Below are 26,966 nucleotides of genomic sequence, written 5' to 3'. Positions count from 1 at the left end.
TAAGTGTGTATGCTCCGTGCCATGACCGCATCGGGAGCCCCCGCCGCGCCTGCCCAGCCGCTGCTGGAGGTGCGCACCCTGAGCAAGAGTTTCGCCGGAGTCCGCGCGCTGCGCGGCGTGGACCTGGAGGTCCTGCCCGGCGAGGTGCACTGCGTCCTGGGCCAGAACGGCGCCGGCAAATCCACCCTGATCAAGGCACTGTCCGGGGTGTACCAGCCCGACGGCGGGGAGATCCGCTGGAACGGGGAGCCGGTGCAGCTGGCCCGGCCGGCCGACGCCCTGGCCCTGGGCATCGCCACCATGTACCAGGAACTGGATGTCGTCGACGGACTGACCGTCACCGAGAACATCTTCCTGGGCCATGAAGACGCCCGCGGGGGAGTGCTCCGGGTCCGGGACGCCCGACGTCGGGCCAGGGACCTGCTCGCCCGGCTGGGCCACAATGACCTGTCCGCATCCGCGGAGGTGGGCAGCCTGTCCGCGGCCGGGAAGCAGATTGTCAGCATGGCCCGTGCCCTGTCCCGCAATGCCCGGCTGATCATCATGGACGAGCCCAGCGCCATCCTGGACTCCGGCGAGGTGGCGAACCTGTTCCGGGTGATCCGGGAACTCACTGCGCAGGGCATCGCGGTGGTCTACATTTCGCACCGGCTGGAGGAGATCCGGCAGATCGGCAACCGGATCTCGGTGATCAAGGACGGCTACAGCACGGCGTCCTCCCTGCCGGTCGCGGAGACTTCACGCGCGGAACTGGTCCGGCTGATGACCGGCAGGGACGTGGCCAACGTGTTCCCGCCGCGGCAACCGCCGTCGTTGGATGCTCCGGTGGCGCTGCAGGTGGAGGGACTCGCGCTCGACGGCTCGTTCCGGGACGTGAGTTTCGAGGTCCGGGCCGGGGAAATCTTCGGCCTGGCCGGGCTGGTCGGCTCCGGCCGCTCCGAGATTCTGGAGACCATTTACGGTGCCCGGCGTGCGACGTCGGGCACCGTCACTGTGGAGGGAAGGACGCTGCGGCCCGGCTCGGTGCGGGTGGCGGTGAACGCGGGCCTCGGCCTGTCCCCGGAGGAGCGCAAGAGCCAGGGGCTGCTGCTGGAGGAGCCCATCTACCGCAACGTCACGCTCTCCACCTTCGCCCGGTTCGCCCGGCACGGCTGGCTGAACGAACGCGCCGAGAAAGCTGCCGCCCGGAAGCAGGCCGAGGCGCTGCAGCTAAACCCGCCCGATCCCGACCGGCAGGCCCGTACGCTGTCCGGCGGGAACCAGCAGAAGGTCCTGCTGGCCCGCTGGCTGATCCACGGCACCCGGGTACTGCTGCTGGACGAACCGACCCGCGGAGTCGACGTCGGCGCCAAGACCGAGATCTACTCGCTGATCCGCAGCCTCGCGGCGACCGGGGTGGCGATTGTGGTGGTGTCCAGCGAGATCGAGGAAGTCCTCGGCCTGGCGGACCGGATCCTGGTGCTCGATGCCGGGAGGGTCCTGGCCACCGGCAACGCGGAGGAGATGGACGAGCACGCCGTGCTTGACCTGGTGCTGAAAGGAAGTGCGCAGTGAGTGAATCAACGACGGCGGCGCTGCAGCCGACTCCCAGCGGCGGCACCGCCGTCGCACCCCGCAGCAGCCCGCTGGGGAAATTCCTGGGCGGATCCGCCGGACGCAACATCGGCCTGGTCATCGCACTAGCGCTGCTGTTTATTGTCGGGGCGGTCACCAGCGGCGAGCGGTTCCTGAACCTGGACAACATGCTGACCATCGTCCGGTACGCCTCGATTGTCGGGGTGATCAGCATCGGGGCCACCTTCGTGATCACCGCCGGCGGCATCGACCTCTCGGTGGGATCGGTGATGGGCCTGAGCACTGTGCTGGCCACCCTCACCTCCGTGCAGCTGGCCGCCACGAACAGCAGCTGGCTGCTGATGGTACTGGTGGCGCTCGCGGTCGGGGTTGGGGCGGGGCTGATCAACGGGGTGATCATCGCGTACGGGAACGTGGTGGCGTTTATTGCCACCCTGGCGATGCTGGTGGGTGCGCGCGGCGTCGCGGAGCTGGTCTCCGGCCGCAGTACGCAGATTGTCACCAACCGGGATTTCCTCTCTGTGATGCGCTCGAACTTCCTGGGCGTGCCGCTGCTGATCTGGATCTTCTTCCTCGTGGCCGCCGCCGGGTGGTTCCTGCTCAACCGCACCACCTTCGGCAGGAGGACGGTGGCGATCGGCGGAAACCTGGAAGCTGCGCGGCTGGCGGGCATCAAGGTGAAGCGGCATATTGTCTGGCTGTATGTGCTCTCCGGCGTCACCGCTGCCATTGCCGGGATCATGATGATGGGCCGCACCACCGCCGGGACCTCCACGCACGGGCTGCTGTACGAGCTGGACGTGATTGCCGCCGTCGTCGTCGGCGGGACGCTGCTGATCGGCGGGCGCGGCACCATTGTGGGCACCGTGCTGGGTGTGCTGCTGTTCAGCACACTCACCAACGTTTTCACCCAGAACAATCTGGACACCTCGGTGCAGGCCGTGGCCAAGGGCGCGATCATTGTGCTGGCCGTACTGCTGCAGCAGCGGTTCGCCGTGCGGGGGACCGGCCGGCGCAAGGGGGCGCTGTGAGCGTGTCTGTTGGTCCTTTCCCGGGCCGGCGTCGTTTCCTAGACCGGCGCGGTAACGTCGATCCCTATGCTTCAATTGCCCAGTGGTCGATCTAAGGAATAACCCCACCGCTCCCGGGGCCAGCGAACTGTTCCAGCTCCTGCGGGACGGACAGCCCCGCACCCGCAGCGAGCTGGCCGATCTGGTGGGGGTGGCCCGCTCCACCATCGCGCTGCGGCTGGAGCTGCTGATGGACCTCGGGCTCGTGGCACCCATCGAGGACGCCGTCTCCACCGGTGGGCGGCCGTCCTCCCGGTTCGCGTTCCAGACCGGCGCGCGGGTGGTTCTGGGCGTCGACGTCGGCGCGAGCCACCTGCGCGTGGGCCTCGCCGACCTGGCCGGCACCGCGCTGGCCGATGCCTCCCGCGACCTGCTGGTCAGCGACGGACCCGCTGCCGTGCTGGACACCGTGGTGGAGCTCGGCACGGCGCTGCTGGCTCAGACCGACCGGTCCGCTGACGAGCTGCTCGCCGTCGGCGTCGGGCTGCCCGGACCGGTGGAGCACCGTACCGGCCGTCCGATCAACCCGCCCATCATGCCCGGCTGGCACGGCTTCGATGTGCCCGGTTACCTACAGGAATTCTTCCGTGTCCCCGTGCTGGTGGATAACGACGTCAACGTGATGTCGATGGGGGAGCGCGAGGCGGCGTGGCCCCACGTCGAGAACCTGGTCTTCGTGAAGGTCGCCACCGGCATCGGCGCCGGGATCATCTGCAACGGTGCCCTGCTGCGTGGTGCCGACGGGGTTGCGGGGGATATCGGGCACATCCGCGTCCCGTCCGGCGAGGACCTGTTGTGCCGGTGCGGGAACCGCGGCTGCCTGGAGGCGCTCGCCGCCGGGCCTGCCGTGGCTGCCCGGCTGCAGTCCCTTGGGCTGGATGCGGAGGACGGGCGCGACGTCGTTGCCCTGGTCCACTCCGGCAACCACGAGGCCGTGCAGGCGGTGCGGCAGGCCGGCCGCGAGGTGGGCGAGGTGCTGGCCGCCTGCCTGAGCATGCTCAACCCCGAGGTGATTGTCTTCGGCGGCTCGATGGCACTGACCGGTGAACACTTCATTGCCGGGGTGCGCGAGGTGGTCTATTCCCGCACCATGCCGCTGGCCACCCAGCACCTGCGGATTGTGCAGTCCGCGTCCGGGCTCGACGCCGGGATGCTCGGGGCGTCCCAGCTTGCCATCCAGCACGCGCTGTCTGCGGAGAGTGTGGAGCGGATGCTTGCGGGGCGGGTGAGGGTTTAGTTCTCCAGTTGACTCCGGCGCCTAAACTGAGGGTGCCTAACCTTTGAGCCGGACCTTTGGGAGAACCATCCGCATGATCACCACACCCATCACCCCGTCCCTGGTCCGCGGTGCCGCGGAACTGGAAACGACTCCCCGCGGACTGCGGCCGCACCGGCTGCCGGCGGAGGTGCGTACCCGTTTCCCCGACCCGCAGCTGCTGATGGCGGAAAGTCAGCCGTCCGGTGTGCGTCTGGTTTTCTCGACGGCGGCAGAGGTCCTAGAGGTCGTGGTGCACCCGTCCCGGGTGGTTTACCGGGGTGCGGACCGGCCGCGGGGGTCCGTTGATCTGGTGGTCGACGGGAAGTTGCTCCAGAGCGACAAGCTCACGGGCGGCGACTACACCGAGGTGGATATGTCCACCGGCGCGGCTACTCCCTTTGAGGGACCGTCGCATACCAGCGTGTTCCGTCTGCCTGCGGGCGCCAAGATGGTTGAGGTCTGGCTTCCGCACAATGAGGCCGTTGAGCTGGTCGAGCTGCGCTCGGATGCTCCGGTGGCGCCGTATTCCTCGGGCAAGCCCGTCTGGCTGCACCACGGCAGTTCCATCAGCCACGGCTCGAATGCGGCCACGCCGTCTCAGATCTGGCCGGTGGTGGCGGCCCAGCTAGGCGGGGTTGAGCTGCACAATCTCGGTCTGGGCGGCAGCGCCCTCGTGGATCCGTTTACCGCGCAGGTCATGCGCGATACCCCGGCAGATCTCATCAGCGTGAAACTGGGCATCAACGTAGTGAACATGGATTCCATGCGGCTGCGGGCCTTTGTGCCTGCGGTGCACGGTTTCCTCGACACGATCCGTGAGGGCCATCCGGAGACACCATTGGTGCTCATCTCACCCATTTTCTGCTGTATCCATGAAGACGCTCCGGGTCCTGGCGCTATCGATCCGGCATCGTTCGGTACGGATCAGGTGAAGTTCATTGCGACAGGCTCGCCGGAGGGTGTGGCTGCCGGGCAGCTGACGCTTCGGGTGATCCGTGAGGCGCTGGAGTCACTCGTGGCACGGCGGGCGGAGGACCCGAACCTTCATTTCCTGGACGGTCTGAGTCTTTACGGCGCCGAGGACGCTGAGGGGCATCCGCTGCCTGACTCGCTGCACCCGGATACCGCTACCCACCGGCTGATCGGGGACCGGTTTGCGGACTATGCGTTTGCGGGGGAGGGGCCGTTCAGGAGCGTGGTTGAAGTGGGTGACCTTGCCTAGGTCTCTGAAGTGGCAAGCCATATGACCTTGGCTATGGGCAACACCTCGTGTGGTGCGGTGGGAGGTGATCTTGGAGGTCTAAGTTCTAATCATCGGCGCGTTGTCAGCCCGTCAGATTTGAAGCGGTTGCACTTCCCACACAGTATCTGGAGGTTCTCAACATTACTGCTACCACCCTTTGATACCGGAATTATGTGGTCATACTGAATGTCGACTGTGGAACCACATCCTTGGCATCGTCCACCATCTCTGGTCATGACGTAAAGCTTTACATCGTCGGGTATCCGTGTCCTGGAAAATGATGCACTTTGCTGGGCCCCCAACGCCATCGTCGCTTGTGCGCGCTCGATCTGCTGGGTTCGTCGTTGTTCTCTTGTCGTAATCAGAGCGTAAACCTGATCAGAGCTGAGTCCTTCATTTTCCCAATAGAACCAGTTCTGGTAGTGCCAGTACCTCTTACCCTCAATTTTGGCCACTAGGCGGGGATGCCGGAGCTGAAAGTCCATCCGGTCCTGGAACTCTGCCCTTGACATCTTCCGTAGGAGGTAGACCTTTTTCCCGATCGTAAGTACAGCAGGGCCTTTGCCTGTCCAAAATCCGGGTCGATGACCAATTCTTATGTTTTCGGACTTACGTAGCATCTGGATACCTAACCTAGTGCCCTTCCAAAATAATCAACGTTCTACTCTGCAGTGAAACGACCTTACTAGTTGTTTTCCTGTTTGAACGCTGAAACCGCTGGCTGGTCTCCGTGCTTCAAGTCGCGACGGCCGATACCAGGAGGAGTGCCAGCAATCCCCCTGCACACATTCAATGAGCGCAATTTAGTTGGCTGCATACGCTTGGCGTGTGAGCTCCTCGACCAGAACCCAATTCGCCATGTTGCTGATCCTCAACTCAAGATCACCTGTCCCGAAGTGTCCGATATTGCTGACATCCCGGCTAAAGCCCTCCACCAACTGCACTGACTTTGGGTCGATCTTCAAGTAAACAAGCAAGTTCCTCGACGTCGGATGTACCTCCACACATGCGAAGTTCTTCAGCCTGCGGAAGGCAAAGTACAGAGAGCGTTCGTTCTTTATGACATCATCACCCAGTGACAAAGCGAACGCTTCAAACTTCAGATAGAGGGCGGACAACTCTACGTCTGCCTGGGAGAGGAGTTCCGCCACGGTTTTGTTGCGTGAAACTTTTTTCGTCGTTGTTGCTGGACTAGACAACGTTGCGGGTGAAGAAGAGCTTCTCCTGGTTCCTGTCGTCTGGGTCGAGACGGACGTCACAAGTTCAATGGCGAGGAGATCAGATCCAAAGTCTCGGTAACGGACCAGTTCAACATTCCGGTCAATCTGCTTCACCGCATATTCGTCGTAGCGAGTGAAGTCGTTTGCCACGCAGATGAGTCTAGGAGCGGACCAGTCGATACTTTCTGCCGCCGCGGTACCAAGCTGGGATGCAACCAAAATCTGAAACTCTCCCTTGTGGTCCATTAGCCAGTCCAGATAAAAGAGACCTTGGTTGATCACGTTCTCATTGGACGTTCTCTTGTACTCGAAAATGACGGGTGAGCCGTTCTCATCCAAACCCAAGGAGTCGATCCGGCCACGGTGCACTTTTCCTGTTGAGTACTCAGTGGCGAGGAACTTCACCCCGAAGGTCACCTCCATGTTTTCCTCGATAAGGGTCTGAAGGTTTCGTTCGAGGGCGAAACTCTGCGAGGTCAGCTCAGAAGCTCGGCCACCATCTATGCGGAAAAGTTTTAGGTCGGTCACAGGACCAACTCTTCCACGACGGGCCTCGAAACGTCGCCTTCCCGCTTCGGAAAGAGGGCAGGAAAGTTAGGTGGCGCAGTAGAGTGGGCGTGCGTTGTCATCCGGGCCCGCCCGACTGGAGGTCCCAGGCAGTCTTGGAACGGCAGTATTCCACGTAGCTGGGCGCACTTCCGCTTATGACCCGCCCCGGGGCTGTCTCTACTTGCGTTCCTCCCTCGGATAGGCTTGCCGAAGACTCATAAACAGGGAGACAGTCTTGAAGAAAATCGACGGCATCGCGAAATCCGTAAACGACATTCTCAAGGGGAACCGGTACTCGATTGACTACTACCAGCGTGAGTATCGCTGGGAGACCAAGCAGCTCCAGGAACTGGTCAACGACCTCACCGGCAGGTTTTCTGATGCGTGGGATCCCGCTCATGACCGGAGCGAAGTTGAAAAGTACCCCTATTACTTTCTCGGATCGATCATCGTGTCTGAAAAAGATGCTGATGCCTTCATCGTGGATGGCCAGCAGCGTCTCACGAGTCTCACCCTTCTTCTGACATACCTGCGCCGGCTTCAGGATCAGCGCGCGGTTCGGGTTCCCATCGACGACCTCTTGATGGTCGAGAAATATGGGAAGAAGTCCTTCAATCTGGATGTAGCGGACAGACGTGAGTGCATGACCGCCTTGTTCGAAACCGGACAGTTCAGCCCAGATTCCACGGCATCGGAATCAGTTCAGACCCTCGTGGCGCGGTACGACGAGTTGGACGATATATTCCCAGATGAGCTGCGCCAGGATGCACTGCCTTTCTTCATTGACTGGCTGATATATCGGGTGCAGATCGTCCAGATCACGGCATACACGGACGACGACGCTTACACGATCTTTGAAACCATGAATGATCGCGGGCTCAAACTAACTCCAGCGGACATGCTCAAGGGGTACCTGCTCTCCAATATCGCAGAGGGAGCCCCGCGTGCGAATGCAAGCGACCATTGGCGCAAGCGGATGCTGGAACTCGGTAGCCTGCACAAGGACGGAGATTCGGACTTCATCAAGACTTGGTTCCGCAGCCAATACGCGGAGAAAATCCGCGAACGTAAAAAGGCAGCCAAACCGGAGGACTGGGACCGTATCGGTACTGAGTTCCATCGTTGGTTCCGGAACGACGCCGAACGGTTGGGATTGAGCAGCACGGGCGCCTTCTCGAATTTTGTAATAAAGGATATGGACTTCTACAGCCGTCAATATGTGCGCATAGCCAAGGCCTCAACAGGCGAAGAAACGCCGTCCGGGCTGGAACATGTCGGGTACAACGCAGACCGAGGATTCACGCTGCAACACCAACTGCTGCTGGCACCACTGCGGCCGGAAGACTCGCAGGCCACGGTGGACACGAAACTGGCATTGGTGGCCCGCTACCTGGACATCCTGCTTGCTTGGAGGGTCTGGAACTGGCGAAGCATCGCGTACTCAACGATGTCGTACGCCATGTTCGTGGTGATGAAGGATATCCGCGGCCTGGATGTGGAAGAGCTTGCCGTCCGTCTTCACTCCTTGCTACTGAACGAATCGGAAACGTTCGACAGCAATGACCGGTTCCGGATGCATCAGCAGAACCGGTACCAAGTACACCGGTTCCTGGCGCGCCTGACCGATTATGTGGCTGTGCAATCCGGTGAAGCCACCCGTTATTGGGAACTGACAAACGCAGCAGGGGTCCGCTACGAAGTGGAACACATCTGGGCTAACCATGCCGAGCGGCACCTCGGCGAGTTCCCGCATCCACATGACTTTGCAGAACACCGGAACCTCGTGGGTGGGTTGCTTCTTCTGCCCAAGGCATTCAACGCCAGCTATAACGACGACGCTTACGAGGCGAAGCTGCCCCACTATCTGACCCAGAACCTCCTCGCTCGTTCACTTCACCCGCAGTGCTACGAGAAGAACCCCGGTTTCACGCAGTTCATCAATCGAGAGAACTTGCCGTTCAGGCCATACGAGACGTTCACCAAGCACGCCAATCTGGAACGCGGAGACCTTTATCGGGAACTCGCGAAGCGGATCTGGAATCCCGCCGATCTGCTGGCTCTGGCGGCGAACAGGGAGAGCAGCATCTTTGCCGAGGCACGGTGAGCGGACCGGGTGCATAGAACCTTCCTTCCTCCCTGCATGAGTGAAGGGTGAATCAACCCGAGGTGGCTACGCTTTCTCTTCCTTTGCATGCCATAAACTGAACCAGCCATCGCATCAACGAGTACCTCCAGCAAGTGACGGTCCGGAGCGTGGGCCGAAATTATGGGGGAACCGATGAGTGGTTTGAATTTCACAGCCATTGACGTCGAAACGGCCAACAGCCAGAGAGCATCGGTGTGTGCTGTTGGGATTGTGCAAGTCCGAAACGGAGTGATCAGTGAGACCTTCGAATGGCATGTAACCCCGCCGACCGGTATTGACTCTTTCCACCCGCGAAACATCGGAATTCACGGCATTACGCCAGCGATGGTGAAGGAGGCGGCCAACAGCTGGGAGGATTCGCTCGAGGCCATCGGAAAGCTGGCGGAGGACTATCCGCTCGTCGCTTACAACGCAGCCTTCGACAAATCCGTTATCCACGAGTCGAGTCGACTCAGCGGACTGATGCCGCCACCAAATGAGTTTCACTGCGCCCTAGCCCTGTCTAAGCGGTTGCTGACCCTGGAGAAGTACCGGCTTCCCCTCGTCGCAGCAAAGCTCGGGATCGATCCATTCACCCATCACGACGCCGGCAGCGACGCAGCCGCCTGCGCCCAAATCGTCCTAGCCCTCTCTCGACGACACGGCTTACTGCAGATTTCTGACCTTTGGCCGACGGGTCGGAGCATAGGGAATGAAACGACGGCCCGGTCGACGGTCTTCAGCAAAGGCCATACGAGCTCTATGGCAGAACTGCCTCAGGCGGACTTGCAGGCCGATCCCTCCCATCCGTTCTACGGCCGCCAGGTCATCATGACGGGCGACCTAGAGTCTTTCGACCGCTGGGAAGCAATGGAAAAAATCGCAAGTTGCGGCGGGATCAATGGCAAAGGCGTAACCAAGAAGACCGCTTTCCTGCTGGTTGGGGACGGTAAAACCCATGCCAGCATCGATTTGGAAAACGGCACGACCAAAGAAAAGAAAGCAGCGGCCTACATGGCCATGGGCCAGGACCTGACTGTACTCACGGAGTCGGATTTCCTGCGGTTAGTCAGCACTGACATCCCGGCTGTGCTGGAACCTGAGACAGCATACGTACCCGCTTTCAGAGACGAGCCGCGGGCCGCCGACACCGGCACGAGCGAAAATCGCTTCACCGCCCAGCGACCGCCCGGAGGCTTTACGAATCCCGTTCCTGCGCCCGAGCGTCATCATGAAGACCCGGACGGACAGTATGCCTCTGCCCAGCCGCACAACGGTGCAACAACCGAAGGCCATCGCTCAGAGTTTTTCAACACTCAAGACTCTGATGCCCTTCCTGAGAAGGCGGGCCAGGCAGTGACTGCATTACTGAGAGCTGGGACTCGGATGGGACAGCGGTTTTTCGGAGCGAACAAGAACTAAGGTGACCGGATCCCAGTAGCTTAGTGTCCTCGGCGGCGACACGCACCAGCCCCACGAACGGGGAAAGGACAAGAAGCGGAGCGGTCAATTGGCGGTCCGAGCGGCTAGTTTTCGTCTACCGACCCTGGAGGGTTTCGACTCCGGCCAACAGTTCCCGGAACGCCGGATTCGGGTGGGCGTTGGGGAGGACACGGCGTACCCGTTCCAGCGCTTCCAGCGGAGTCACTCCGGTGGCCCGGGCGCCGTAGAGCGCGGCAACGGTAGGTGTCCGGGACTCGGCACGCACGCAGTGCAGCAGCACCTTCTTGCCCTCGGCCCGGAAACGTTCGACCGCGGCGGCAGCCTCCTGCAGCACGTACCCGGCGTAGGCATTGGAATCCGCGGCGGCGGAATCGATGAGCCAGAACGTCGCATGGTTCTCCGGCGCGATGCCGGGAACATCGGCCGTTCCCAGCCGGCACAGCGAAACCACTGCATCAATGCCCAGTTCGGCAGTCCTGGCCACTGCGCCCACGCCGCCGAGCCAGACGCCGTCGTCGTCCGGGTGCTGGACCAGGACATCGGTCCTGCTCCACGAGCTGTAATCGTGGTGTTCGGCCCGCGGCCACTCCTGTGTACGACGTCCTGCCCCGGAGGCGAGTTCGACACCGAGCGTCATCAGGTCGTGCGCCCGCAGGCCCGGCCAGCCGTGCAGGTTGCGGCGCCATTCGAAGGGAACGGCGGAGTAGCCGTAGGCGGCACCCAGGAGGGAGCCAGCGATGGCGGCCACCGTGTCGGTGTCCCGGCCGCCGCGGACCGCCTCTTCCAGTCCGGCCCGGAGATGGTCGGGACCGGACGCGGTGCGCGTGGTGGAGATGGCGCTCCACGCGCCCTGGAGTGCTTCCACCACCCATCCGTTCTTCGTGAAGTCGCGTGGCCGGGACCGTTCGGCGGTTTCGATCCGCTCCAGCCAAAGAGCGGCGCGGTCCGCCGGCAGCAGCGGCAGCCCGATCCGGATCTCGAGCTTTCCGGTCAGGACGGCGTCCCGGATGGCGATGCACCAGAGGCCGCAGGCTTCCTGGGCGTCGTCTTCCACATGGGTCAGCGCGCTTAGTGCGCCGGCCGCCTCCATGAGTTCGGTCGGATCCCGGTCCAGATAGGCCAGGGCCAGGGGAGCGGTGCGCATCAGGGAGCCGTTGCCGGCACTGCGGCCGGCGCGGGTGTGGAACTCCTGGGCGGCACGGGTGAAATCATCGGCGGTCGGGTCGGTTCGCCCGTCGTCGCTGGCGATGCGGCGGGCGCGGGCGATGACGTTGCTGGTCTGCGCGCCGACGTCCTTCGCGTCACGGGCCCAGGCGGCCCAGGCACGGACCACGGATGTGAGTGCATCAGGGGTGGTTCCGGCGTCGAGGAAGGCCTCGGCAATGGGGATGGCCATGGAGGTGTCGTCGGTCCATTCGGCCGGGTCGAACCCGAAGGGGCCGCCGCCTTTCATCGTGACCTCGGCGTCGTCCGGCAGTGGAGCGCCGAATTCGTAGCCGGCGCCGAGGGCATCTCCGGCGGCCAGAGCGACCAGGACTCCGGCGGCGCGGTGGTTCTGCTGTGAGTTCAGGTTCATAGGGCCTCCATAAGTGGATGTTTGGTGTTCCAGCACGATAGATGGGCAATGTCGGGTTCCCTGTTGGGGAGCCGGACGGCCATGCCTTCTGCGATGACGGGGCCGTGGATCCCCAAGACGTTACGGCTGCGCATTGAGTCGTGGCGCTGGACGCCCTCGCTGTAGAACTCGCCGAAATCGATGGCTCCGGCGATGGCAGCAAAGTCACGGGCCAGCTGACCTGGCATGGGTGCGGCGGTCTGGGCCGCAGTGGGCAGCAGCACCGCGTCGAGCAGGGCGGCGTCAATGAGCTGGCGGTAATGGTCCCGGAACAGTGTGGCGGTGCCGAAGACTTCCAGCAGCAGGGGTTGGCCGCTGACGCCGAGCACCACACCGCGCTGGCCTTCGAGCGGCTTCGGCACGGTGAAGCTGTGCCTGTCTAGGCTGCCGAAACGGTCCAGATGCTCGGGCAGGGAGCTGGTTGCTGAGGGACCGCGGGCAGCGTCGAAGCGCCGGACCCGTGCCCAGATCTGCTCCTGGCGCCGGCTTCCGATTTCGGGTGGCCCGCCGCCGGCCAGCTTCGCGCGAATGCTCAGCGGCGCCCGCCGGGCCTGGCGGCGGTGTGTGTCCTGTCCGGCTTCCCACCGCCCGGCCTCGACGCAGAACGTGTCGATGTCCATTGTCTCGCCGGTATCGACGAGGACGTCGCGAGCGCAGGTGCGGTGCTGTTGTCCGCCTTCAAGCAGCTCGCCTTCGAGCAGCAGAGCGGCGTGTTTGCCGTTGTTGCGGACGGTCAGCTGGCCAACTCGGGCGCCCGCTGCCAGTTCGGATACAGCAAGGTCAGCGTGGAGCGCGGTGCTGATGCCGAGCCTGCCGGGCCCTGCGGTCCAGACGGGGAAGAGGGTGAGCGGGCCGGCGGCGGTGCCGGCTCCGACGTGGAGTTGTGGGACTCCGACCTGGAGTTGTGGAATCTGCATGTTGAACCTCCTCGCTTTAGCGCAAATCTGCGCTAATTGATTCCAGTATGCACCGGTTGCATCTTTTGCGCAAGATTGAGATAAATGAGGATATGAGTGAGCTCCGCACCCCGCCGCACCTTCAGGATTATCCGCGGCCTTCGGTGGCCGTGGACACAGCCGTGTTGACCGCGGCAGGGGAGAACCTGATGGTCCTGCTCGTGCGTCGGCGGGAGGAACACCACGCGGGGGAGTGGGCGCTGCCCGGCACCTTCCTGCGGGAACGCGAAACCCTGGCGGCTGCCGTTCTGCGTTCGCTGCGGGACAAGGCAGGCATGGAGGGGCGGGTGCCGCAGCAGCTCCACGTCTTCGACGACCCGGACAGGGATGACCGTGGCTGGACTCTGTCGGTGGCGCACGTGGACGCGGTCCCGTTCCGGGACCTGGAGACGCCGCTGCAGTCCGACGACGTCCGGCTGGCCTCGGTCACGGGGGATGCGGACCTGATTGCCGCCCTGCCCTACGGCCACGCAGACATGGTGCGACTGGCGGTGGAGCAGCTGCGGCAGGACTACACACAGACTCCTGATCCGGCAGGCCTGCTGTCCGAGCCTTTCACTCTGAAGGAACTTCGGGACCTGCACGAGGCCGTGGCTGGCCGGCTGCTGATGCGCGACACCTTCCGACGCCTGATGGAGCCGCAGCTGACGGCAACGGGGCAGATGTCCGACGGCACCCGCGGCCGGCCGTCGCGGCTGTGGCGCCGCTGACGCTAGGGCGTGCTGGACGCGCCTACCAGCTGCGGTTCCCAGGTCTGCATCCGACTCATTGCCGAGGCCAGCTCCGGTCCGCCGGCCTCGGCAATGAGGTCCGGGTCGCCAACTACCACCAGCAGGCAACGCGCGCGGGACAAGCCAACGTACAGCATTTCAGCGGCACGGCTCATTTCCTTGAAACCGTTTACGCAGAGGATCACCACTGAACGCTCCAGCCCCTTGAACCCCAGGACGTGCCCGTAGAACTCTTCCTCGTCGTCGTGAAAGGCATTCCAATATTCGGAGAGGTTGTTCTCGAATTCCTTATGGATGTCATGCCGATTCTTCGTGGTCAGGAACGCAATCTGGTTGTTGGCCCATCCTTCGTCAATCAGGGCGTCGACGCAGTCCCCGGCCACGCCGATGGAGTCCTCAGTGGCACACGGCACGAGCCGCACCGGAAGCCCGTCGCCCCCGCGCGGCGCGAAGTGTTTGCCAGCAAACCCACGGAAGGTGTGGGCAATGCGTTTGGTGTTGCGAAGATTCTCGTCAATGTGCAGGGTTACCAGACCGGCGGTGGGATCAAGCGAGGTCCCGGCCGACAGCGAATCCCAGCGGCCGTATACATTCTGGCGCTCGTCCATAAAGGCATAGATCTCCCCGCGGTCGGGGTCCTTGAGACAGGCGAGCAGGCTCTCCCACCACAGGGGTGCGAAGTCCTGAGCTTCATCGATCACGATGGCATCCAGCTTGTGGTCAGGCGGCAGATCGGCCGCGAGGTCCTTCATGAGGGCCGGCATTTCCTCCTCGAAGTAGGCCTGTCCGGTACCGTCAGGAACCCCCAGCGAGACGGCGTAGTCGTGGAACTCGCCCACGAACACCGGTTTGGCCTGCCGCCAGCCGGCCACCTGCCGACGCAGATGCTCCGCGAGGCCCCGGTTGTAGCAGAACAGCCCCACACGCTTTCCCTCCTTGGCCAGCCGCTTTGCCTTCTCAACGGCCAGCCAGGTCTTCCCGCTGCCAGCGCCTCCGACGAACCGTGCCCGGGGAATGGAGCGGCTGCAGTCCAGGAGGACCTTCTGCCGTTCGGTGAGATGCTCCTGAAGGTCTTCGAGCTCATCGGCGCTCAGCGACGGGTCGCTGGACGGCTCCAGTTCACCGGCAAGCAGAGGGATGATCCGCTGAACAAACTTGGCCGCGAGCGAACTTCCTCCCTGGGCCTGGGTCTCAATGGCTGTCCGAAGACGCTCGCGGCAGTCCGTGAGGTTATCTTGGTCCAAGATGAGAGGACGTGGCACTCCTGCCATTTCCCAGTCCAGCGGCACGTTGGTGTACGGGAACGCCGCCATGTAGGCGAACCGGCTGACCAGCGGTGACCCGATCCGGTCCTGCACCCAGCCCTTGAAGGCGTGCTGTGCGCTTTGGGACTGGGCAATGGGGCTCTCGATTTTATGTTTACCGTGCCGGTCCGACTGGTACCACTGTCCCTGTTCGACGGAGATTTTGCCGCCCTTGACCTCAATCGCAGCCAGCCCAACCCCCGGCCACAGCACCAGAATGTCGATTTCGTGTTCGGCCCGTCCGAGGCGCACCTGGACGGAGTATGCCAGTACGACGTCGTCGGGCAGCTGGGCGCGCAGGGCATCCCAGACAGCCTTCTCGGCGAGCCTGCCTTCGCCGAACAGCGGCTCTTCCGGTATGCACTTCACGGTTCCCCCTCGTGTGCCGGCGGTGCGCCAGGCGTTGTGAGCAGGCTACCGCGGCGTCGCCCTTAGCTCTTTGATTTCATCTTGGCTGGTTTTGTCGAAGGAGTTAGATCTTGTCCTTCACACGGACTCGCGGCTTTCAGGGGCTTGCCGGTCACGTTCGTACGCCCAGATGGCATGGTCCAATTCAGTGGGCGTTGCATCAAGGCGGTCGGCGACCTCGTGCAGCAGAGAACGCGCCTCGGCAGGCGTTAGATCTCGACCCAGTCCTCGGCTCACGAAACGAAGGATCCAGCGGTCTGCTTTCACTCCGAGCTTGCCGAGGAGCATGCCGAAGTAGTCCCAGGTCACCGGGCCGAGGCCATGGACGCATGTGTAGGCGCGTTTCTGGGCGGAGTTGTGGGCATCGAGGTCGGTAGCCGTTTTCACTCCGAGAGCCAGCAGATTCCCGGCGGCCTCAACGATTGCCGATGCCTTGGTCCGGCCGCTTACCTTTTGGTTGTTGAGGACATCCTGCAGCTTCTCGGGATCGTAAGCTGCCAGCCGCGCCAGATCGTCGGGCCTGTCAGCACCGATCGCCTTCCGGTACCTGGAAACCGCGCCGCGGACACCGTTCTCCGGCGTCCCGTACTGAGCCGCGATGCTCAACACCGCGTCGATCAGAGCGGCTTCGATCTGGTCCGGCCAACCGCCTGGCCACGGCTTCCATGTGTTGCGGGGCAATTCGGCTTCGATGAAGCCGGCGAGTCTCTGGACATCCGTTTGCGGGTTCATGACGTTCTTTCAGTAGGACTGAGTGATTGCTAGGAGTAAGCAGTTGCCCGGAAGGCGGCACGGGCCGTCTTCACATAGGTGTAGGCCGGATGGGCGCTGTTTCCGTCGAGATTCAGGGGCGGTTGAAGCCGCTGGATCATCTGTTCCTCGACATCTCTAGGCGCCGAATGCTGAATCCACGAAAGAGACAGTGAGTTATGGATGAACTGAGTCAAGTCGTTTTCGAATCCAGGATTGAGCGCGGGTCGCCCGGAAACGAAAGAGGCCGTCCAACCTTGTCGAGCAGCCAACACCGAAGCCAATGAGAGCCGCAGGGTGGAACGCCGGCTGGTCTTCGTGAGGTGCGTGCTCAGCCGGGCATAAAGGCTGCTGCTCGTCCGGCTCGCGATTCCGATGTAGAGCAACTCAAGACTCGGATCGACAGGATGCGTCAGGCCTGACAGGCCAGGGACCGCTCCCTGATTCATCCACCAGGCATATATGCCATGGGCGCGAGGAGGGAGGACCTTGGTGAAAACCCCTGACGATGGCACCAGAGGCGCGGCAAGCAACGCGCTGGCCGCTCTAGTAGCCGAAAGCTCATCTGTGAAATGAAAATCGTCAACCATGCGTCCTCCTCAGAACCTCGGCACCGCTGGCACGGCAGAAAATGAGCACCAGCGCGCTGACCTCTTCGCCGGTGATCCGGCCGATCATCTGGGCGTAGCTGCCCAGCTGCCGCCAATACGCGGCCAGCTGTTCCTCACCCACACTGATATCGGTCTTGAAGTCGGCGACCACCAGGCTGCCGTCATCCTCGCGGTACATCAGGTCGATGATGCCTTCCACGGTGTGTCCGGTTTCCGGCACCATGATCGGCAGCTCGAGCCAGTGCTCCCGTTCGGCAGCACGCCGAACAGGTGCACTCTCCAGGGCTGACCGGGCGGACGCCTCCAGATCGGCGGCGTTGCGCAGACCGGCACCGGCGGCGACGTCGGCCGCCAGTCCGGGAAGCGACGGCGACAGCTCCAGATCCGTAAGTTCCAACAGACGATGCAGTGCGGTACCGAACACCGTCCCGTGTTCCTCCGGGATACCGGCGAACCCGGGAAGCACTTCCTCGACCCCGGCCGGTGCATAGAACGCGGCCGCAGTGCCGTAGTCCGTCGTTACCCCGGCACCTTTGCCCTTCGCGAGTGCGGTGACCGAGGTCCGGGACACCCGCGCCGATTCCGCGGCCCAGCCGGTGCTCGAAGCCAGCCAGGCCCCAAATTCGGGCACCGGATCAGCCGAGGTCCGCGCTTTGGGCAAGGGCAGGAGTTCCTCCGGCAGCTCCAGACTCGGTGCTCGCTCGACGTCGTTGACCGACTCCAGCAGACCGCTGAGGCTGCTCGACGACCCGTTGTAATGAGACACCACCAGATGGCTTTCAGCCCGGGTGCAGGCAACGTAGAGCAGCCGGCGGCGCTCGGCCTCCGCGAACTCCTTCTCCACCGCGTCAGCGTCGGCATAACCGTGTGTCTCTATGCCCTTGAGGAAACGGACAAAAACATTGCCGGCGTCGTCCCACAGTGCGGGCGCAGACGACGCCTTCGGAGCGGATCCGGCGCCGGCCAGAACAACCATGGGGAATTCCAGGCCTTTGGAGGCATGGATGGTCATGATCCGCACGGCCTGCATATCGGTTTCGGGGACCATGGCCTCCTTGACGCGGGCGTTCTCCTCCTGTTGGGAGGCCGCCCAGACCAAGTAGTCCCGCAGGCCGCCGTGGGTCGCTTCGGACCAGGCCCGCGCCTGATCAATGACAAACCGGATCCGCCGCCAAACGTCGCGGTAGCGCGGCGTATCGGTTGCAGCCTCCAGCACACGCCGGTCTGCAGCGATCCGCTCGATCAGCTCCGCAGGGGAGAGCAGCGGCAGTTCTCGGTGCAGGGCGGCCAGATAGTCCAGGGCTTTCCCGACGGGGGAGTCCTCCTGCCCCTCGGGAGCCGGTGCATATAGGTTCCATGCCCCGCCGGCCTGCTTCCACCGGAAGAGATCGTCGTCACCGCAGGCGAACAGCGCCGAGCGCAGCGCCAGCACCAAAGCCGCCTGGTCCGCGGTGTTCGCCAGCGTCCGCAACACCAGCAGCAGATCGGTCACCTCCTGCGTGGCATAGACCAGAGAGGAGGCTTCGGCCCGATATTTGATACCCGCGGCATCGAGGGCATCCTCCAGATAAGGCAGTGCAGTGCGGGTGGGCAGAAGGATGCAGACGTCCTGCAGCTCAAGCGGCCGCCGGGCAAACCCTTCTTTGTTGCCGCCTTGATGCTGCCACGCCGACACTCCACCGGTGCCGGTGGCCAGCCGGATCGCGGCGGCGACGTCGGCCGCTTCCTGCCGGTTCCGGTCCGCCGAACTCACCTTTCCGTTCTCGCCGGGAGTAGCACCGTCGCGGCCGAGCACGACGACGGCGGGTCCGTCGTCGTCGTGCCAAACCGGCCGGGCCGGGTCCGGCACCAAGTCGGCGTATTCCGGCTGGACTGTCCCGTTGCCTGCGATCAGTTCGCCGAAGACAGCGTTGATCCAGTCAAGCAGCGCCGTTCCGGAACGGAAGTTGGTCTGCAGGGTAGCCACCTCGGACCCTGGATCCGCGACGGCGCGGCCCCGGGTGGAGAGGAACGTGGCGATATCGGCTCGCCGGAAGCGGTAGATGGACTGCTTCGGATCACCGACCATAAACAGGCGCCCCGGTGCCACTGGAAGGTCTTCCCAGCCGTCGGTGCCGCAGCTGATGTCCGCGGCCAACCGGACCGCGATCTCGGCCTGGACGGGGTCGGTGTCCTGGAATTCGTCGAGCATGAGGTGGGTGTAGCGTCCGTGCAGGGGCAGGCGCGCGGGGGCATCGGCTTCCGTGTCGCCCACCAGCAGATCGCGGGCGTGGACGAGTAGGTCGTGGTACTCGAGCTTGCCACTGCGTTGCCGCACCTTCGCAGCAGCGAGGAGGACTTCGGCCAGGACCGCGCTGACCGTGTTGACGGCCGGGGACACCTGTGCGGCGATAAGCGCATCCCGCTCTTCGACTAAGGCAAGGAACTGCTGCTGGACGCCTTTGACATCGCCGCCCCAGTTGCCCTGTTTGCCAACGGAATAGCCTTTGGCCGGCAGGCTCTTCAGCACGTCGATAATGCGGCCGAGATCCCCGGACCCGCGGACCTCCTGCAGTCGGGCCCGCCACTCCTCGACGACGGGGAAGCGGCCCATCAGTTTGTCCGTGGGGTCGGTGCAGTCCGTCTTCCGCTCGAGGACGAGCTCCGTGGCACGCAGCAGCGGCCCGACGTCGAGCACCGGAACGCTCTGCCGCTGCGGCGGGTGGGTCCGCAACCGGTCCCAGTTGCCGTCCAGCGCAGCGGCGACCTTCCGCAGTTGGTCCAGGGTGACGCCGACGGCAAGCAGCACCCGTAATGCGGTGTCGGCCGCCGGGTCGGTGAACAGCGCCTGCTGGGCGTCTTCCCACCGGCGTTCGAAGGCGATCTGGGAGCGGAGCTCGTCCACCACAGTGATCAGCGGCGGCACCCCGGCCTCGATGGGGTATTCGCTGATCAGCCGGGCGGCGAAGGAGTGGATGGTGCCGATGGGTGCGGCGTCCAGCCGGTCCAGCGCCGTGTTCCGCCGCTCGCTCCGGACCTCGTCCAGTCCGTAGGTCTTGGCCAGTTCGCGGCGCAGCCGGTCCCGGAGTTCACCCGCCGCCTTTTCGGTGAAGGTGATGGCTGCAATCGCGCCGATGTCGACGCCGCCGTCCACCAGAGCGGCGATGCGTCCGACCAGGGCGTGGGTCTTGCCGCTGCCAGCGCCGGCCTCGACGAAGACGGTGGTGTCCAGAGCGGTGCCGATGAGGTGCCGGTCGTCGTCGTCCTTGAGCGCAGGTTTGGTGGGGGAGGTTTTCGGCTGGCTCATTTTTCCTCCTGGAAGAAGCGGGAATAGTCGCTGAGGGCGGGGTCGTCCTTGAGCCGCTCCCAGGTGTGCCGCACGCCGGCGGCGCCCATCAGGGTGGTGTGGTTGGTGTAGCGGTCCGATTCGGGCCGGGGCGGGAAGATCCCGGCCTGCAGCGCTGCCATGACCAGTCCGGCGTCCTCGCGGAGCCGGGTTTCGACGTCGGGGCCCACGTCGTAGCCGACCCGTTCGTACTTCCCGTCGGCGGTGATGAACCGGTATTCGGCCCGGACCTCGGGCCCGGGGTCCGCGGAGAAGCGCCGGGCGAACAGTCCGTAGACCGGCAGCTGGAACCGGGTTCCGCCGGCGGTGGGGTCCTCGCGGGTCAGCTTCTTATACTTGTCGGCCTTGCCGGTCTTGTAGTCAATGACGAGCACCTGGCCGCTGGAGTGCCGGTCCACGCGGTCCACCTTGCCGCGGAACCGGACGGTGCTGCCGTTGGGCAGGTCCAGTTCCACCGACGGCTCCCCGGCCTCGGCACCGAACTCGGCTTCCACCGCGAGGTGCTGCCAACCGTCGTCGCGCGCCTGCTGGTCCGAATCGTGGACCTTCTGCAGGTCGGTGCGGATCCTGGATTTGTCCCGGTCCCAGGTGTGCAGCAGCCAGGCCGGATTGGTGGTGGCCTCGAACGCGGCGTCGGCGATTTCCAGCAGCCGCTCGGAGGACACTGTCTGGCTGCCGTCGGTCAGACCGCGGACGTAGTCCTCCAGCACCTGGTGCATCAGGTTGCCGCGCTGCAGGTTGCTGATCTGGACCTCGAGGGTCACGTCCTCAAACAACTCGGCCTTCAGGACGCGGCGCAGGAAGTAGGCCAGCGGGCTGATGACCCAGTCCTCGAGGTTGGTCGGGGAGATGGGTTTCTGCGGATCGATGATCGGTCCGGAGACCCCGGTGAGGTTGCCGTTGAAGCGGGAGAAGGTGCCGTTCCGGCGGTCGGTCCGAATTTCGGACACGGCGTCCAGCACCGGATCGCTGGTCAGGGGACGACCGCTTCCCAGAAGGTGGCGGACACGCCATTCCTGCCCCGTGGCTGCCATTCCCCTGGGAGAGCCGTGCATCAGACCGTGCGCAAAGGAGGGCAGATGCCGGACCTCTGTTCCAGTCAGCCAGCGCGAGGCCTGCAGGGTTCCGCCGGCGCGCAGGTTGCCGCGGGGAAACAGGATGGTACGTTCGACGCCGGTGGCCAGCAGCCGCTGGAACTTGTCCTTCCGAGCGGTGGCAAGTTCGTGGACGGTCGGCAGCTTCACGGCCAGCAGATGGCCGGCGCTGTCGGGAAGCAGCGGGTTTTCCCGGATGCGGGCGGGGGCGAGCCCATCCGCCGCACCGGTGATGAAGACGACGTCGAGGTCCCGGCCGACGCCGTCGTCGTACGAACCCAGAACCACGCCGGTGCCACTACTGCCGGTCCAGAACCGGCGGGCCTCGATACCGCGGTCGACGGCGGCGCGTACCGCAGCGGCGGTGGGCACCGGGGCGATCCCGTGCAGCAGTTCCAGGTCGAGGATCACGTCGCTGACCAATTCGCGGGCCTTGCCAAGCTCGGGGCGTTCCGTCGTGGCCCGGGCCCCGAGGAATTCCGTGACGAAGTCCGCCAGATTGTGCGCCACCTCCGTCCAGGTCCGGGCGGCGAAGACCTCGGTCAGCCGTTCGCCCAGGACCGCGATGAACGCGGTGAACTGGGCGTAGTCCTGCTGCCGCTTCTGTTCCGCTTCCGTTGGTTCGTGGTCCTCGTCTGCGTCCTCCTGATCAGCCGGGGGAGAGGCATGCAGGCGTTCGCAGACGGCGCTGCTGGGCATGTTCCCCTCCTGCCAGTGCAGGACGCCCTGCGCCATGACATCCAGGAGGACCCGGACATCGGGGTTCGCCGGGTCGAGGCTGAGGAGATTCACCAGCCCGCGGGCCAGGCCGGTGTCGGCCAGGCCAAGGGCGGACGGGCCAACAAAGGTGACGCCGGCTTCGCCGAGGCGTTGGGCCAGCAGGGCGCGGTACGGCTCGGCGGCGGAATAGAAGACGCCGATGCGGTGGCCCGGAGTGCCTGCTGCCAGCTTTTCAATGACCAGGCGGACGACGGCGCGTGCTTCGTCATCGGCGTCGGAGGCACTGAGGATTTGTTCACCCGGGGCGGGGGAGGATCCTGCGGTGAGGTAGGCGGTGCCTGCGTGCTGCTCGAGGGCGGCACGGAAGGCTGCGGCGGACGGATCCTGCTCGTCGGAGAGCTGGAAAACGATCACCGGGCCAAGGCGCTTGCGGATCCGCGGCGTCTGCACAGCAGCGGCTGCGGCGGAATAGAGGTCATGGCTGGTGTACCAGCTGCTCCCCAGGATCCCGGCGACGGCATGGTGCACGCGGGCGACCTCGCGCACCAGCGGGGACAGTCCGGTCACGTCGTCGGGACAGGCTGCATCTAGTGCTGCGGAGGTCGCGGCGATCGCGCGGGCGGTGGCCGGTTGGTCGGCGACCTCGACAAACAGCCCGGGCGCTTCGGCCAGTACGGCGGTGACGGCGCCTTCGCGGACCATGGCTGGGAGCGGTGCACGGCCGGACAATCGGCCAGCTGCGGCGGCGAGTTCCTCGGCCAGATCATCCAACGTGGTGGTCCGGACGGCCGCGCTTCCGCGGCCGTCGTTGAGGACTCGGCCCAGGAAATGTCCGATGTCCAGGGCCGAGGCGCGGCTGGGTGCGATCACCGTGACCGGCTGCAGCGGCCGGCCCTGCTGCGCCTGGGCAACGGCGTCAGCCAGGGCCTGCAGTGCTTCGGGCGTACTGGCGTAAGCCTGCGTCCGAGCGCCTGCGCTAAGTGCTGAATCAGCACCGGATGAATCTGTACTCAATGAACTCCCCCTTGTTATTAAGTGCACTCAACCTAGCAGTAGGTGCTGACAGCTCGGTGGCGGCTTGCGTGGGACCGGAGAATTACCATTCCCAACCACAGCCGTTATTCATGCAGTGCCACTTTTCCTGCTCTTCAGAAGTGATCACGCAGCCTGCCGGCCACACCTTGGGCTCGGGGTTATCCGCCGGAGGACACCACAAGCCGCGGACGATAGGCCAGGCCTCATGGGAACAAATAGGACACGTCGCGGTGCCATCTTCCGTTTCTGCAGGAGAAGTGGGCAGGTCTTGTTCCGCGGCGGAGAGGGAGCCTGTCTCGCCTTGGGCAAACCGAAGTGCAGCGGTCCAGTTACGGAAGTAGTTGCGAATGCTCGATGAAGAAGGATACTTGTTGCCAGCCGCGTTCATGGCCGCGCACCACTCTGTGTACTTGTCATGGCTGGGATACAGACCCGCCTTGTTCATGTCACTGACGAAATCGCAGATAGCCTTCTGGTAAAGCTTTTCGGTGAAGTTCACCAACCCTGGCGTCCGGCCGCGCTGATTCGCTGCCAGCCCATGGATTCCAATGCGGCGTTCCAATACGTGTACTTCCCCATGACGGTTTGCCGGGTCGGCGGCCAAGGGGACGCCCCCTGACGGGATTCCCAACCGAGGGCCGGGACAAGTTCATCGCGTAGTTCGTCATAACGTGAACCGGTAATCGTCGTTTCTGGATGCTCGGCGATGTGGCGCTTGGCAGCACCGATGATTCCAAGAATCGTTGCGATGTCTTCTTCCGTTGCTGTCCCTTGCTGGAGGACAGCAACCAGTTCTGTCATCATGTCGAGGTCCAGATTGGCTGCTGCAAAATGTGGGTCCGGAGCCAGACCCAGCTCGGCTCCCACAAGGTAATACAGGCCGGCTTCAACAACGGCTTTGGAGAATATGTCCGGAGCCCGGGTATCGAACCGGATACTGGAATCCCGAAGGGTCGACTCTGCCAAGTCCTTGTCCATCTCCGGGAAAAGGATTGCCAGTCTCAGGATGGTTTCCGGGCGGGTCGATCCGGTCGCAGCGGCAGTCCGCGCCGCTGTTCCGTACGATTCCATGAAGGATTGGCAGGCGGCTTTGATTTCCGCTTCCCGTTTTTCCAGCCGGCGTTTGCGAGACTCGGCCGCCATGCTGCCACCTACCTTGCTGACGATTTGCCGGACGCGTTCCCGCGTAACGCCGTAGTCGGCGCCAATGGCTTCGAGGGTTTCCCCCTCGATGTACCTCTGCACCATGGCCGCGTCTCGTTCCTGGGCGGTAGGGTGCGAGGGGCTGGGTGAAGTTGTCTGTGATGCTTGGGTCATGGGATCCCCTAATTCTTGACGTTGATGAGAAACGTTGATGAGAAATGTGGTCAGGCTGCCAGCGCCATGCGGGAGCGCCGGATGTCGTTCAATACGTCTTGGTGCGCCAACGCTGTGAGGCGCTGTACCTCATCGATGCTGAGATCGGCCTCGCGGGACCTTCGGGCAAGCACGGCCAAGCGGTCCGCTGCCATGTTGTGCGGGTCGCCGCTGTGGCCTTTGACCCACAGGAAGCGCACCTGTGCATCGCGTGTGTATCCAAGGATGCGAGCCACTTCCTCGCGGCAAAAACGGCTGGCAGACGGCGGTGCGAAACCTGGTTCCGTGAGCATGCGGAGGGCCAACTGGCTGTCCGACCGAACAGTGATGGCGGTGCCGCCCTGCAAAGCCGATGAATAGACACCTCGCGCAGCCTGCAAGCCGAATCTGATTGACCGTAGCTCGCCTTCGAGGATGCTGTCTCCTTCGGAGACCTTCTGCCCCGGCTTCACCCGTGCTTCCCCGCCGAAATCCAGTACCCAGCCGTGCCCGAGCCAGGGAGAACACTTGCCGCGCGACGAGTCGGTGGTGATGGTCAGTTGTGCGAACCGGCCGTTGATTTCCACGGCAACTGCCTCGTCCAGGGCAGTGATGGCGACGGCTGGAGGGTACTGGAAGCTGGCGGACACCCCCAGGGCCTGGAGGCTGGTTGCAGTGTTTTCGTCGTCGCAGTAGATCTCCTGGGCGCCGGCTTCGAGTTGGTAGTTCACTGCCTGGCGCACAGTGCCGTAAAGGCTCGGCTGTCCGTCGGGACACGAAGGATTCCAAATCCCGGACTGAACTGCCGCGACCTGGCTGCCCTGGTTTCTGACAACGGCCCAGACCTGCAACCCGTGCTTCGGTGATACACGCACAGAGATACCGCTTCGGGCCGCAACGGCATCGGCGGCGGAAATGAAGGGCCGCGCTGGTGCGACTGGTACGGGAAAACTCATAACTGCCTCCTGATGCTGGGACGGAATTGCTGCGACACGGATCACAGTAGGTCCCGGCACTGACAGTTTCTGAACGGAGGTAGCTGAACACTTTTTGTAACTTACGAAGCAAAATTTTTGTAAGTCCATTAATGGGGCGGGAAACCCCGTGCATGGAGAAAAGAACCGGAAACGCCCCGAGCGGATAGCAACCCGTCTTAGATGCGTATGAATGAACCAGGAGTGAGCCAGCCGCGGTATATTCTGGCAAGACGGTGACAGGGAAGGCGTCGGTCGAAGCATATGAAAAAGCCTTATTTGGCTGCTGAGCTCCCGCGGATGGAACACCTATACCATGAGGGCGGGTCCCTCCCCACAATCACTAGGGACCTTCGCAGGACGCAGCTCAGTGTCGGCTGGCGGTTATTGGACGAGGGACTACCTCGTGCTGGGCGATAGCCACAAGGTCTGAGCAAGTCAGGCGAAACCAAGGCCTCAATTCGGAGGCACAAATGGGGGAGAAGATCATGTCAAAGCACCACGTACACGCCGCACTGGACCTTTTGAGCGAACGCCTGGATCCTTTCATCCAGAACTCGCTCCATGAGCATATCTTGGGGCTGGAATGGACATCCGTTCTGCGGGAATTGGACCAGATGAAGGGGAAAGAAGGATGGACATATTCCCGTCGTGACCTTTCCCTCCAGCTGCGTATGCTAACGGAGCGTCTGGGTGCTTTGGGATACCCATTTGACGCGGGAGACAAAAACCGGACACTGAGTTCCTACGGGTCCGTCCTGCGAATTATCCGCAACCGGGTGTCCCACGGCGGTGAGTTTGAGGTTTTTGACGCCCTCCAAGCGGCCGACACAGTACGGACAGTGCTGACCCATATTGGAGATGCAGACGGTGCCAACCGGGCGGGGGAGATCCGGACAGCGGTTATCAAGGATTTGCTGGAAGCAAGCGAACCGGAAGGTGAAGTCGTTGCGGATGGCGAGGAAGAAGCGGTGCCGATTGCATCCAGCTCGGAATCACGCAATACAGAAGTAGAAATCTCAGTAGGTTCTCTCTACGGCTCAGTACCGTGGGAGTCCTGGACCCAGGTTGTGGTGGGGGAGCAGGAAGACCTCGATTCAATGAGAACCATGCGTGTCAAAGAGAACGTGCGGAGCCTGATTGAGGACATTGCCGAGGCCGAAGGGCCGGTCCACCAGGACCGCGTTGCTCGACTTGTCGGCCTTTCTTTCGGTTTTTCTCGTCTGGTACCCACACGAATGAAGAGAATTCTCAACCAGATCCCCAAAGCCTCGGTTGATATTGACGACTACGGCTTCGTGTGGCCGAAGGGCATCGACCGGTCACGCTGGCTTATCCATCGAACAGGGACGGGCTCAGTGCGCGCGTTTGAGCAGATCGCCCCGACGGAGATCGCGAATGCCATCGTGGCGGTGAGGAAAGACGATGCATCCCTGTCCGAAACTGAACTTCGTCGCCGCGTTCTTCAGCAGTTCGGTCGCAAGCGAAGCAGTAAGCCGGCCCGGGCACAGTTCGAACTCGGTTTCGCTTATGCCAAAAGCAGTGGGCGGATCCAGTAACGACAGTGCGGCTGTTCAAGAACTGTCAGTTCCTACCGATAGCCTGAGCGGTAAGAAGAGGCGGTC

At 63.4% G+C, this 26,966-nt stretch carries 20 protein-coding genes and 1 pseudogene; 8 read left to right on the top strand and 13 right to left on the bottom strand.

What is annotated here, in order from left to right; all coding sequences use genetic code 11:
- Positions 1 to 21: 21 nt before the first annotated feature.
- From QNO03_RS09775 to QNO03_RS09760, 4 genes are all read left to right on the top strand, one after another.
- The gene (locus QNO03_RS09775; RefSeq protein ID WP_289603149.1) at positions 22 to 1,554 is read left to right on the top strand and encodes a sugar ABC transporter ATP-binding protein; all 1,533 of its coding nucleotides are present in this window, start codon (positions 22 to 24) and stop codon (positions 1,552 to 1,554) included.
- The gene (locus QNO03_RS09770) at positions 1,551 to 2,606 is read left to right on the top strand and encodes an ABC transporter permease (RefSeq protein WP_442860264.1); all 1,056 of its coding nucleotides are present in this window, start codon (positions 1,551 to 1,553) and stop codon (positions 2,604 to 2,606) included. The genes QNO03_RS09775 and QNO03_RS09770 overlap by 4 nt, the downstream gene beginning before the upstream one ends.
- An 82-nt stretch (positions 2,607 to 2,688) precedes the next feature.
- The gene (locus tag QNO03_RS09765; protein WP_289603148.1) at positions 2,689 to 3,882 is read left to right on the top strand and encodes an ROK family transcriptional regulator; all 1,194 of its coding nucleotides are present in this window, start codon (positions 2,689 to 2,691) and stop codon (positions 3,880 to 3,882) included.
- Between the two features lie 73 nt (positions 3,883 to 3,955).
- Positions 3,956 to 5,125 carry a GDSL-type esterase/lipase family protein gene (locus QNO03_RS09760; protein WP_289603147.1) on the top strand — a complete coding sequence of 390 codons (1,170 nt, stop codon included), beginning with the start codon at positions 3,956 to 3,958 and terminating at the stop codon, positions 5,123 to 5,125.
- An 89-nt stretch (positions 5,126 to 5,214) separates the two neighbouring features.
- Here the strand turns inward: QNO03_RS09760 and QNO03_RS14665 are convergent, their stop codons facing one another.
- The gene (locus QNO03_RS14665; RefSeq protein ID WP_354003896.1) at positions 5,215 to 5,382 is read right to left on the bottom strand and encodes an HNH endonuclease; all 168 of its coding nucleotides are present in this window, start codon (positions 5,380 to 5,382) and stop codon (positions 5,215 to 5,217) included.
- A 567-nt stretch (positions 5,383 to 5,949) separates the two neighbouring features.
- Positions 5,950 to 6,894 (bottom strand): endonuclease NucS domain-containing protein, encoded by a 945-nt coding sequence (locus QNO03_RS09755; RefSeq protein WP_289603146.1) that lies wholly within the window; start codon positions 6,892 to 6,894, stop codon positions 5,950 to 5,952.
- Between the two features lie 256 nt (positions 6,895 to 7,150).
- On the opposite strand from QNO03_RS09755, the gene QNO03_RS09750 reads away from it, so the two are divergent.
- Positions 7,151 to 9,019, top strand: a complete 1,869-nt coding sequence (locus QNO03_RS09750) for a DUF262 domain-containing protein (RefSeq protein WP_289603145.1) — start codon at positions 7,151 to 7,153, stop codon at positions 9,017 to 9,019.
- 174 nt (positions 9,020 to 9,193) lie between these two features.
- Positions 9,194 to 10,462: an exonuclease domain-containing protein gene (locus tag QNO03_RS09745; RefSeq protein WP_289603144.1), complete on the top strand. Its 1,269-nt coding sequence runs from the start codon at positions 9,194 to 9,196 to the stop codon at positions 10,460 to 10,462.
- Positions 10,463 to 10,577: 115 nt separating this feature from the next.
- Here QNO03_RS09745 and QNO03_RS09740 read toward each other — a convergent pair whose 3' ends face one another.
- Positions 10,578 to 12,059, bottom strand: coding sequence for an ADP-ribosylglycohydrolase family protein (locus tag QNO03_RS09740; RefSeq protein WP_289603143.1), 1,482 nt, complete (start codon positions 12,057 to 12,059; stop codon positions 10,578 to 10,580).
- Positions 12,056 to 13,015: an ARPP-1 family domain-containing protein gene (locus QNO03_RS09735; protein WP_289603142.1), complete on the bottom strand. Its 960-nt coding sequence runs from the start codon at positions 13,013 to 13,015 to the stop codon at positions 12,056 to 12,058. The genes QNO03_RS09740 and QNO03_RS09735 overlap by 4 nt, the downstream gene beginning before the upstream one ends.
- A gap of 92 nt (positions 13,016 to 13,107) precedes the next feature.
- On the opposite strand from QNO03_RS09735, the gene QNO03_RS09730 reads away from it, so the two are divergent.
- Positions 13,108 to 13,764, top strand: a complete 657-nt coding sequence (locus QNO03_RS09730; protein ID WP_289603141.1) for an NUDIX hydrolase — start codon at positions 13,108 to 13,110, stop codon at positions 13,762 to 13,764.
- A gap of 2 nt (positions 13,765 to 13,766) precedes the next feature.
- Here QNO03_RS09730 and QNO03_RS09725 read toward each other — a convergent pair whose 3' ends face one another.
- The 9 genes and pseudogenes from QNO03_RS09725 to QNO03_RS09690 all read right to left on the bottom strand — a co-directional run bounded on the left by QNO03_RS09725 (position 13,767) and on the right by QNO03_RS09690 (position 25,323).
- A complete protein-coding gene (locus tag QNO03_RS09725) occupies positions 13,767 to 15,458 on the bottom strand; it encodes a nuclease-related domain-containing DEAD/DEAH box helicase (RefSeq protein ID WP_289603140.1) in 1,692 nt (563 codons plus the stop codon).
- Positions 15,459 to 15,575: 117 nt separating this feature from the next.
- Positions 15,576 to 16,229: a DUF8548 family protein gene (locus tag QNO03_RS09720; RefSeq protein ID WP_289603139.1), complete on the bottom strand. Its 654-nt coding sequence runs from the start codon at positions 16,227 to 16,229 to the stop codon at positions 15,576 to 15,578.
- Between the two features lie 29 nt (positions 16,230 to 16,258).
- Positions 16,259 to 16,837 (bottom strand): GIY-YIG nuclease family protein, encoded by a 579-nt coding sequence (locus QNO03_RS09715; RefSeq protein ID WP_289603138.1) that lies wholly within the window; start codon positions 16,835 to 16,837, stop codon positions 16,259 to 16,261.
- Positions 16,830 to 20,144 (bottom strand): UvrD-helicase domain-containing protein, encoded by a 3,315-nt coding sequence (locus QNO03_RS09710; RefSeq protein ID WP_289603137.1) that lies wholly within the window; start codon positions 20,142 to 20,144, stop codon positions 16,830 to 16,832. The genes QNO03_RS09715 and QNO03_RS09710 overlap by 8 nt, the downstream gene beginning before the upstream one ends.
- A complete protein-coding gene (locus QNO03_RS09705) occupies positions 20,141 to 23,011 on the bottom strand; it encodes a PD-(D/E)XK nuclease family protein (RefSeq protein ID WP_289603136.1) in 2,871 nt (956 codons plus the stop codon). The genes QNO03_RS09710 and QNO03_RS09705 overlap by 4 nt, the downstream gene beginning before the upstream one ends.
- 82 nt (positions 23,012 to 23,093) lie before the next feature.
- Positions 23,094 to 23,531 (bottom strand): hypothetical protein, encoded by a 438-nt coding sequence (locus QNO03_RS09700; protein ID WP_289603135.1) that lies wholly within the window; start codon positions 23,529 to 23,531, stop codon positions 23,094 to 23,096.
- Positions 23,528 to 24,175, bottom strand: a complete 648-nt coding sequence (locus QNO03_RS09695; RefSeq protein WP_289603134.1) for a hypothetical protein — start codon at positions 24,173 to 24,175, stop codon at positions 23,528 to 23,530. The genes QNO03_RS09700 and QNO03_RS09695 overlap by 4 nt, the downstream gene beginning before the upstream one ends.
- A gap of 24 nt (positions 24,176 to 24,199) precedes the next feature.
- Positions 24,200 to 24,280: pseudogene (locus QNO03_RS14660) on the bottom strand (sigma factor-like helix-turn-helix DNA-binding protein); the annotation flags it as partial.
- A 119-nt stretch (positions 24,281 to 24,399) separates the two neighbouring features.
- The gene (locus QNO03_RS09690; RefSeq protein WP_289603133.1) at positions 24,400 to 25,323 is read right to left on the bottom strand and encodes a ribonuclease HI; all 924 of its coding nucleotides are present in this window, start codon (positions 25,321 to 25,323) and stop codon (positions 24,400 to 24,402) included.
- Between the two features lie 506 nt (positions 25,324 to 25,829).
- On the opposite strand from QNO03_RS09690, the gene QNO03_RS09685 reads away from it, so the two are divergent.
- On the top strand, positions 25,830 to 26,900 hold the full coding sequence (locus QNO03_RS09685; protein WP_289603132.1) for a DUF3320 domain-containing protein: 1,071 nt from the start codon (positions 25,830 to 25,832) through the stop codon (positions 26,898 to 26,900).
- Positions 26,901 to 26,966 lie beyond the last annotated feature (66 nt).

This window comes from Arthrobacter sp. zg-Y877 (assembly GCF_030373105.1).
GTDB lineage: Bacteria > Actinomycetota > Actinomycetes > Actinomycetales > Micrococcaceae > Arthrobacter_B.
The sequence above is the reverse complement of the archived record's forward strand: the minus strand, read 5'-3'. Positions and strand labels throughout refer to the sequence as shown.

What these genes read in the sequence shown, in the direction of transcription:
- QNO03_RS09745 (WP_289603144.1), top strand. Translation starts at nt 9,194, where the DNA reads ATGAGTGGTTTGAATTTCACAGCCATTGACGTCGAAACGGCCAACAGC.
- QNO03_RS09740 (WP_289603143.1), bottom strand. Translation starts at nt 12,059, where the DNA reads ATGAACCTGAACTCACAGCAGAACCACCGCGCCGCCGGAGTCCTGGTC.
- QNO03_RS09775 (WP_289603149.1), top strand. Translation starts at nt 22, where the DNA reads ATGACCGCATCGGGAGCCCCCGCCGCGCCTGCCCAGCCGCTGCTGGAG.
- QNO03_RS09715 (WP_289603138.1), bottom strand. Translation starts at nt 16,837, where the DNA reads ATGGTTGACGATTTTCATTTCACAGATGAGCTTTCGGCTACTAGAGCG.
- QNO03_RS14665 (WP_354003896.1), bottom strand. Translation starts at nt 5,382, where the DNA reads ATGACCAGAGATGGTGGACGATGCCAAGGATGTGGTTCCACAGTCGAC.
- QNO03_RS09685 (WP_289603132.1), top strand. Translation starts at nt 25,830, where the DNA reads ATGTCAAAGCACCACGTACACGCCGCACTGGACCTTTTGAGCGAACGC.
- QNO03_RS09720 (WP_289603139.1), bottom strand. Translation starts at nt 16,229, where the DNA reads ATGAACCCGCAAACGGATGTCCAGAGACTCGCCGGCTTCATCGAAGCC.
- QNO03_RS09730 (WP_289603141.1), top strand. Translation starts at nt 13,108, where the DNA reads ATGAGTGAGCTCCGCACCCCGCCGCACCTTCAGGATTATCCGCGGCCT.
- QNO03_RS09690 (WP_289603133.1), bottom strand. Translation starts at nt 25,323, where the DNA reads ATGAGTTTTCCCGTACCAGTCGCACCAGCGCGGCCCTTCATTTCCGCC.
- QNO03_RS09760 (WP_289603147.1), top strand. Translation starts at nt 3,956, where the DNA reads ATGATCACCACACCCATCACCCCGTCCCTGGTCCGCGGTGCCGCGGAA.
- QNO03_RS09735 (WP_289603142.1), bottom strand. Translation starts at nt 13,015, where the DNA reads ATGCAGATTCCACAACTCCAGGTCGGAGTCCCACAACTCCACGTCGGA.
- QNO03_RS09710 (WP_289603137.1), bottom strand. Translation starts at nt 20,144, where the DNA reads ATGAGCCAGCCGAAAACCTCCCCCACCAAACCTGCGCTCAAGGACGAC.
- QNO03_RS09695 (WP_289603134.1), bottom strand. Translation starts at nt 24,175, where the DNA reads ATGGCGGCCGAGTCTCGCAAACGCCGGCTGGAAAAACGGGAAGCGGAA.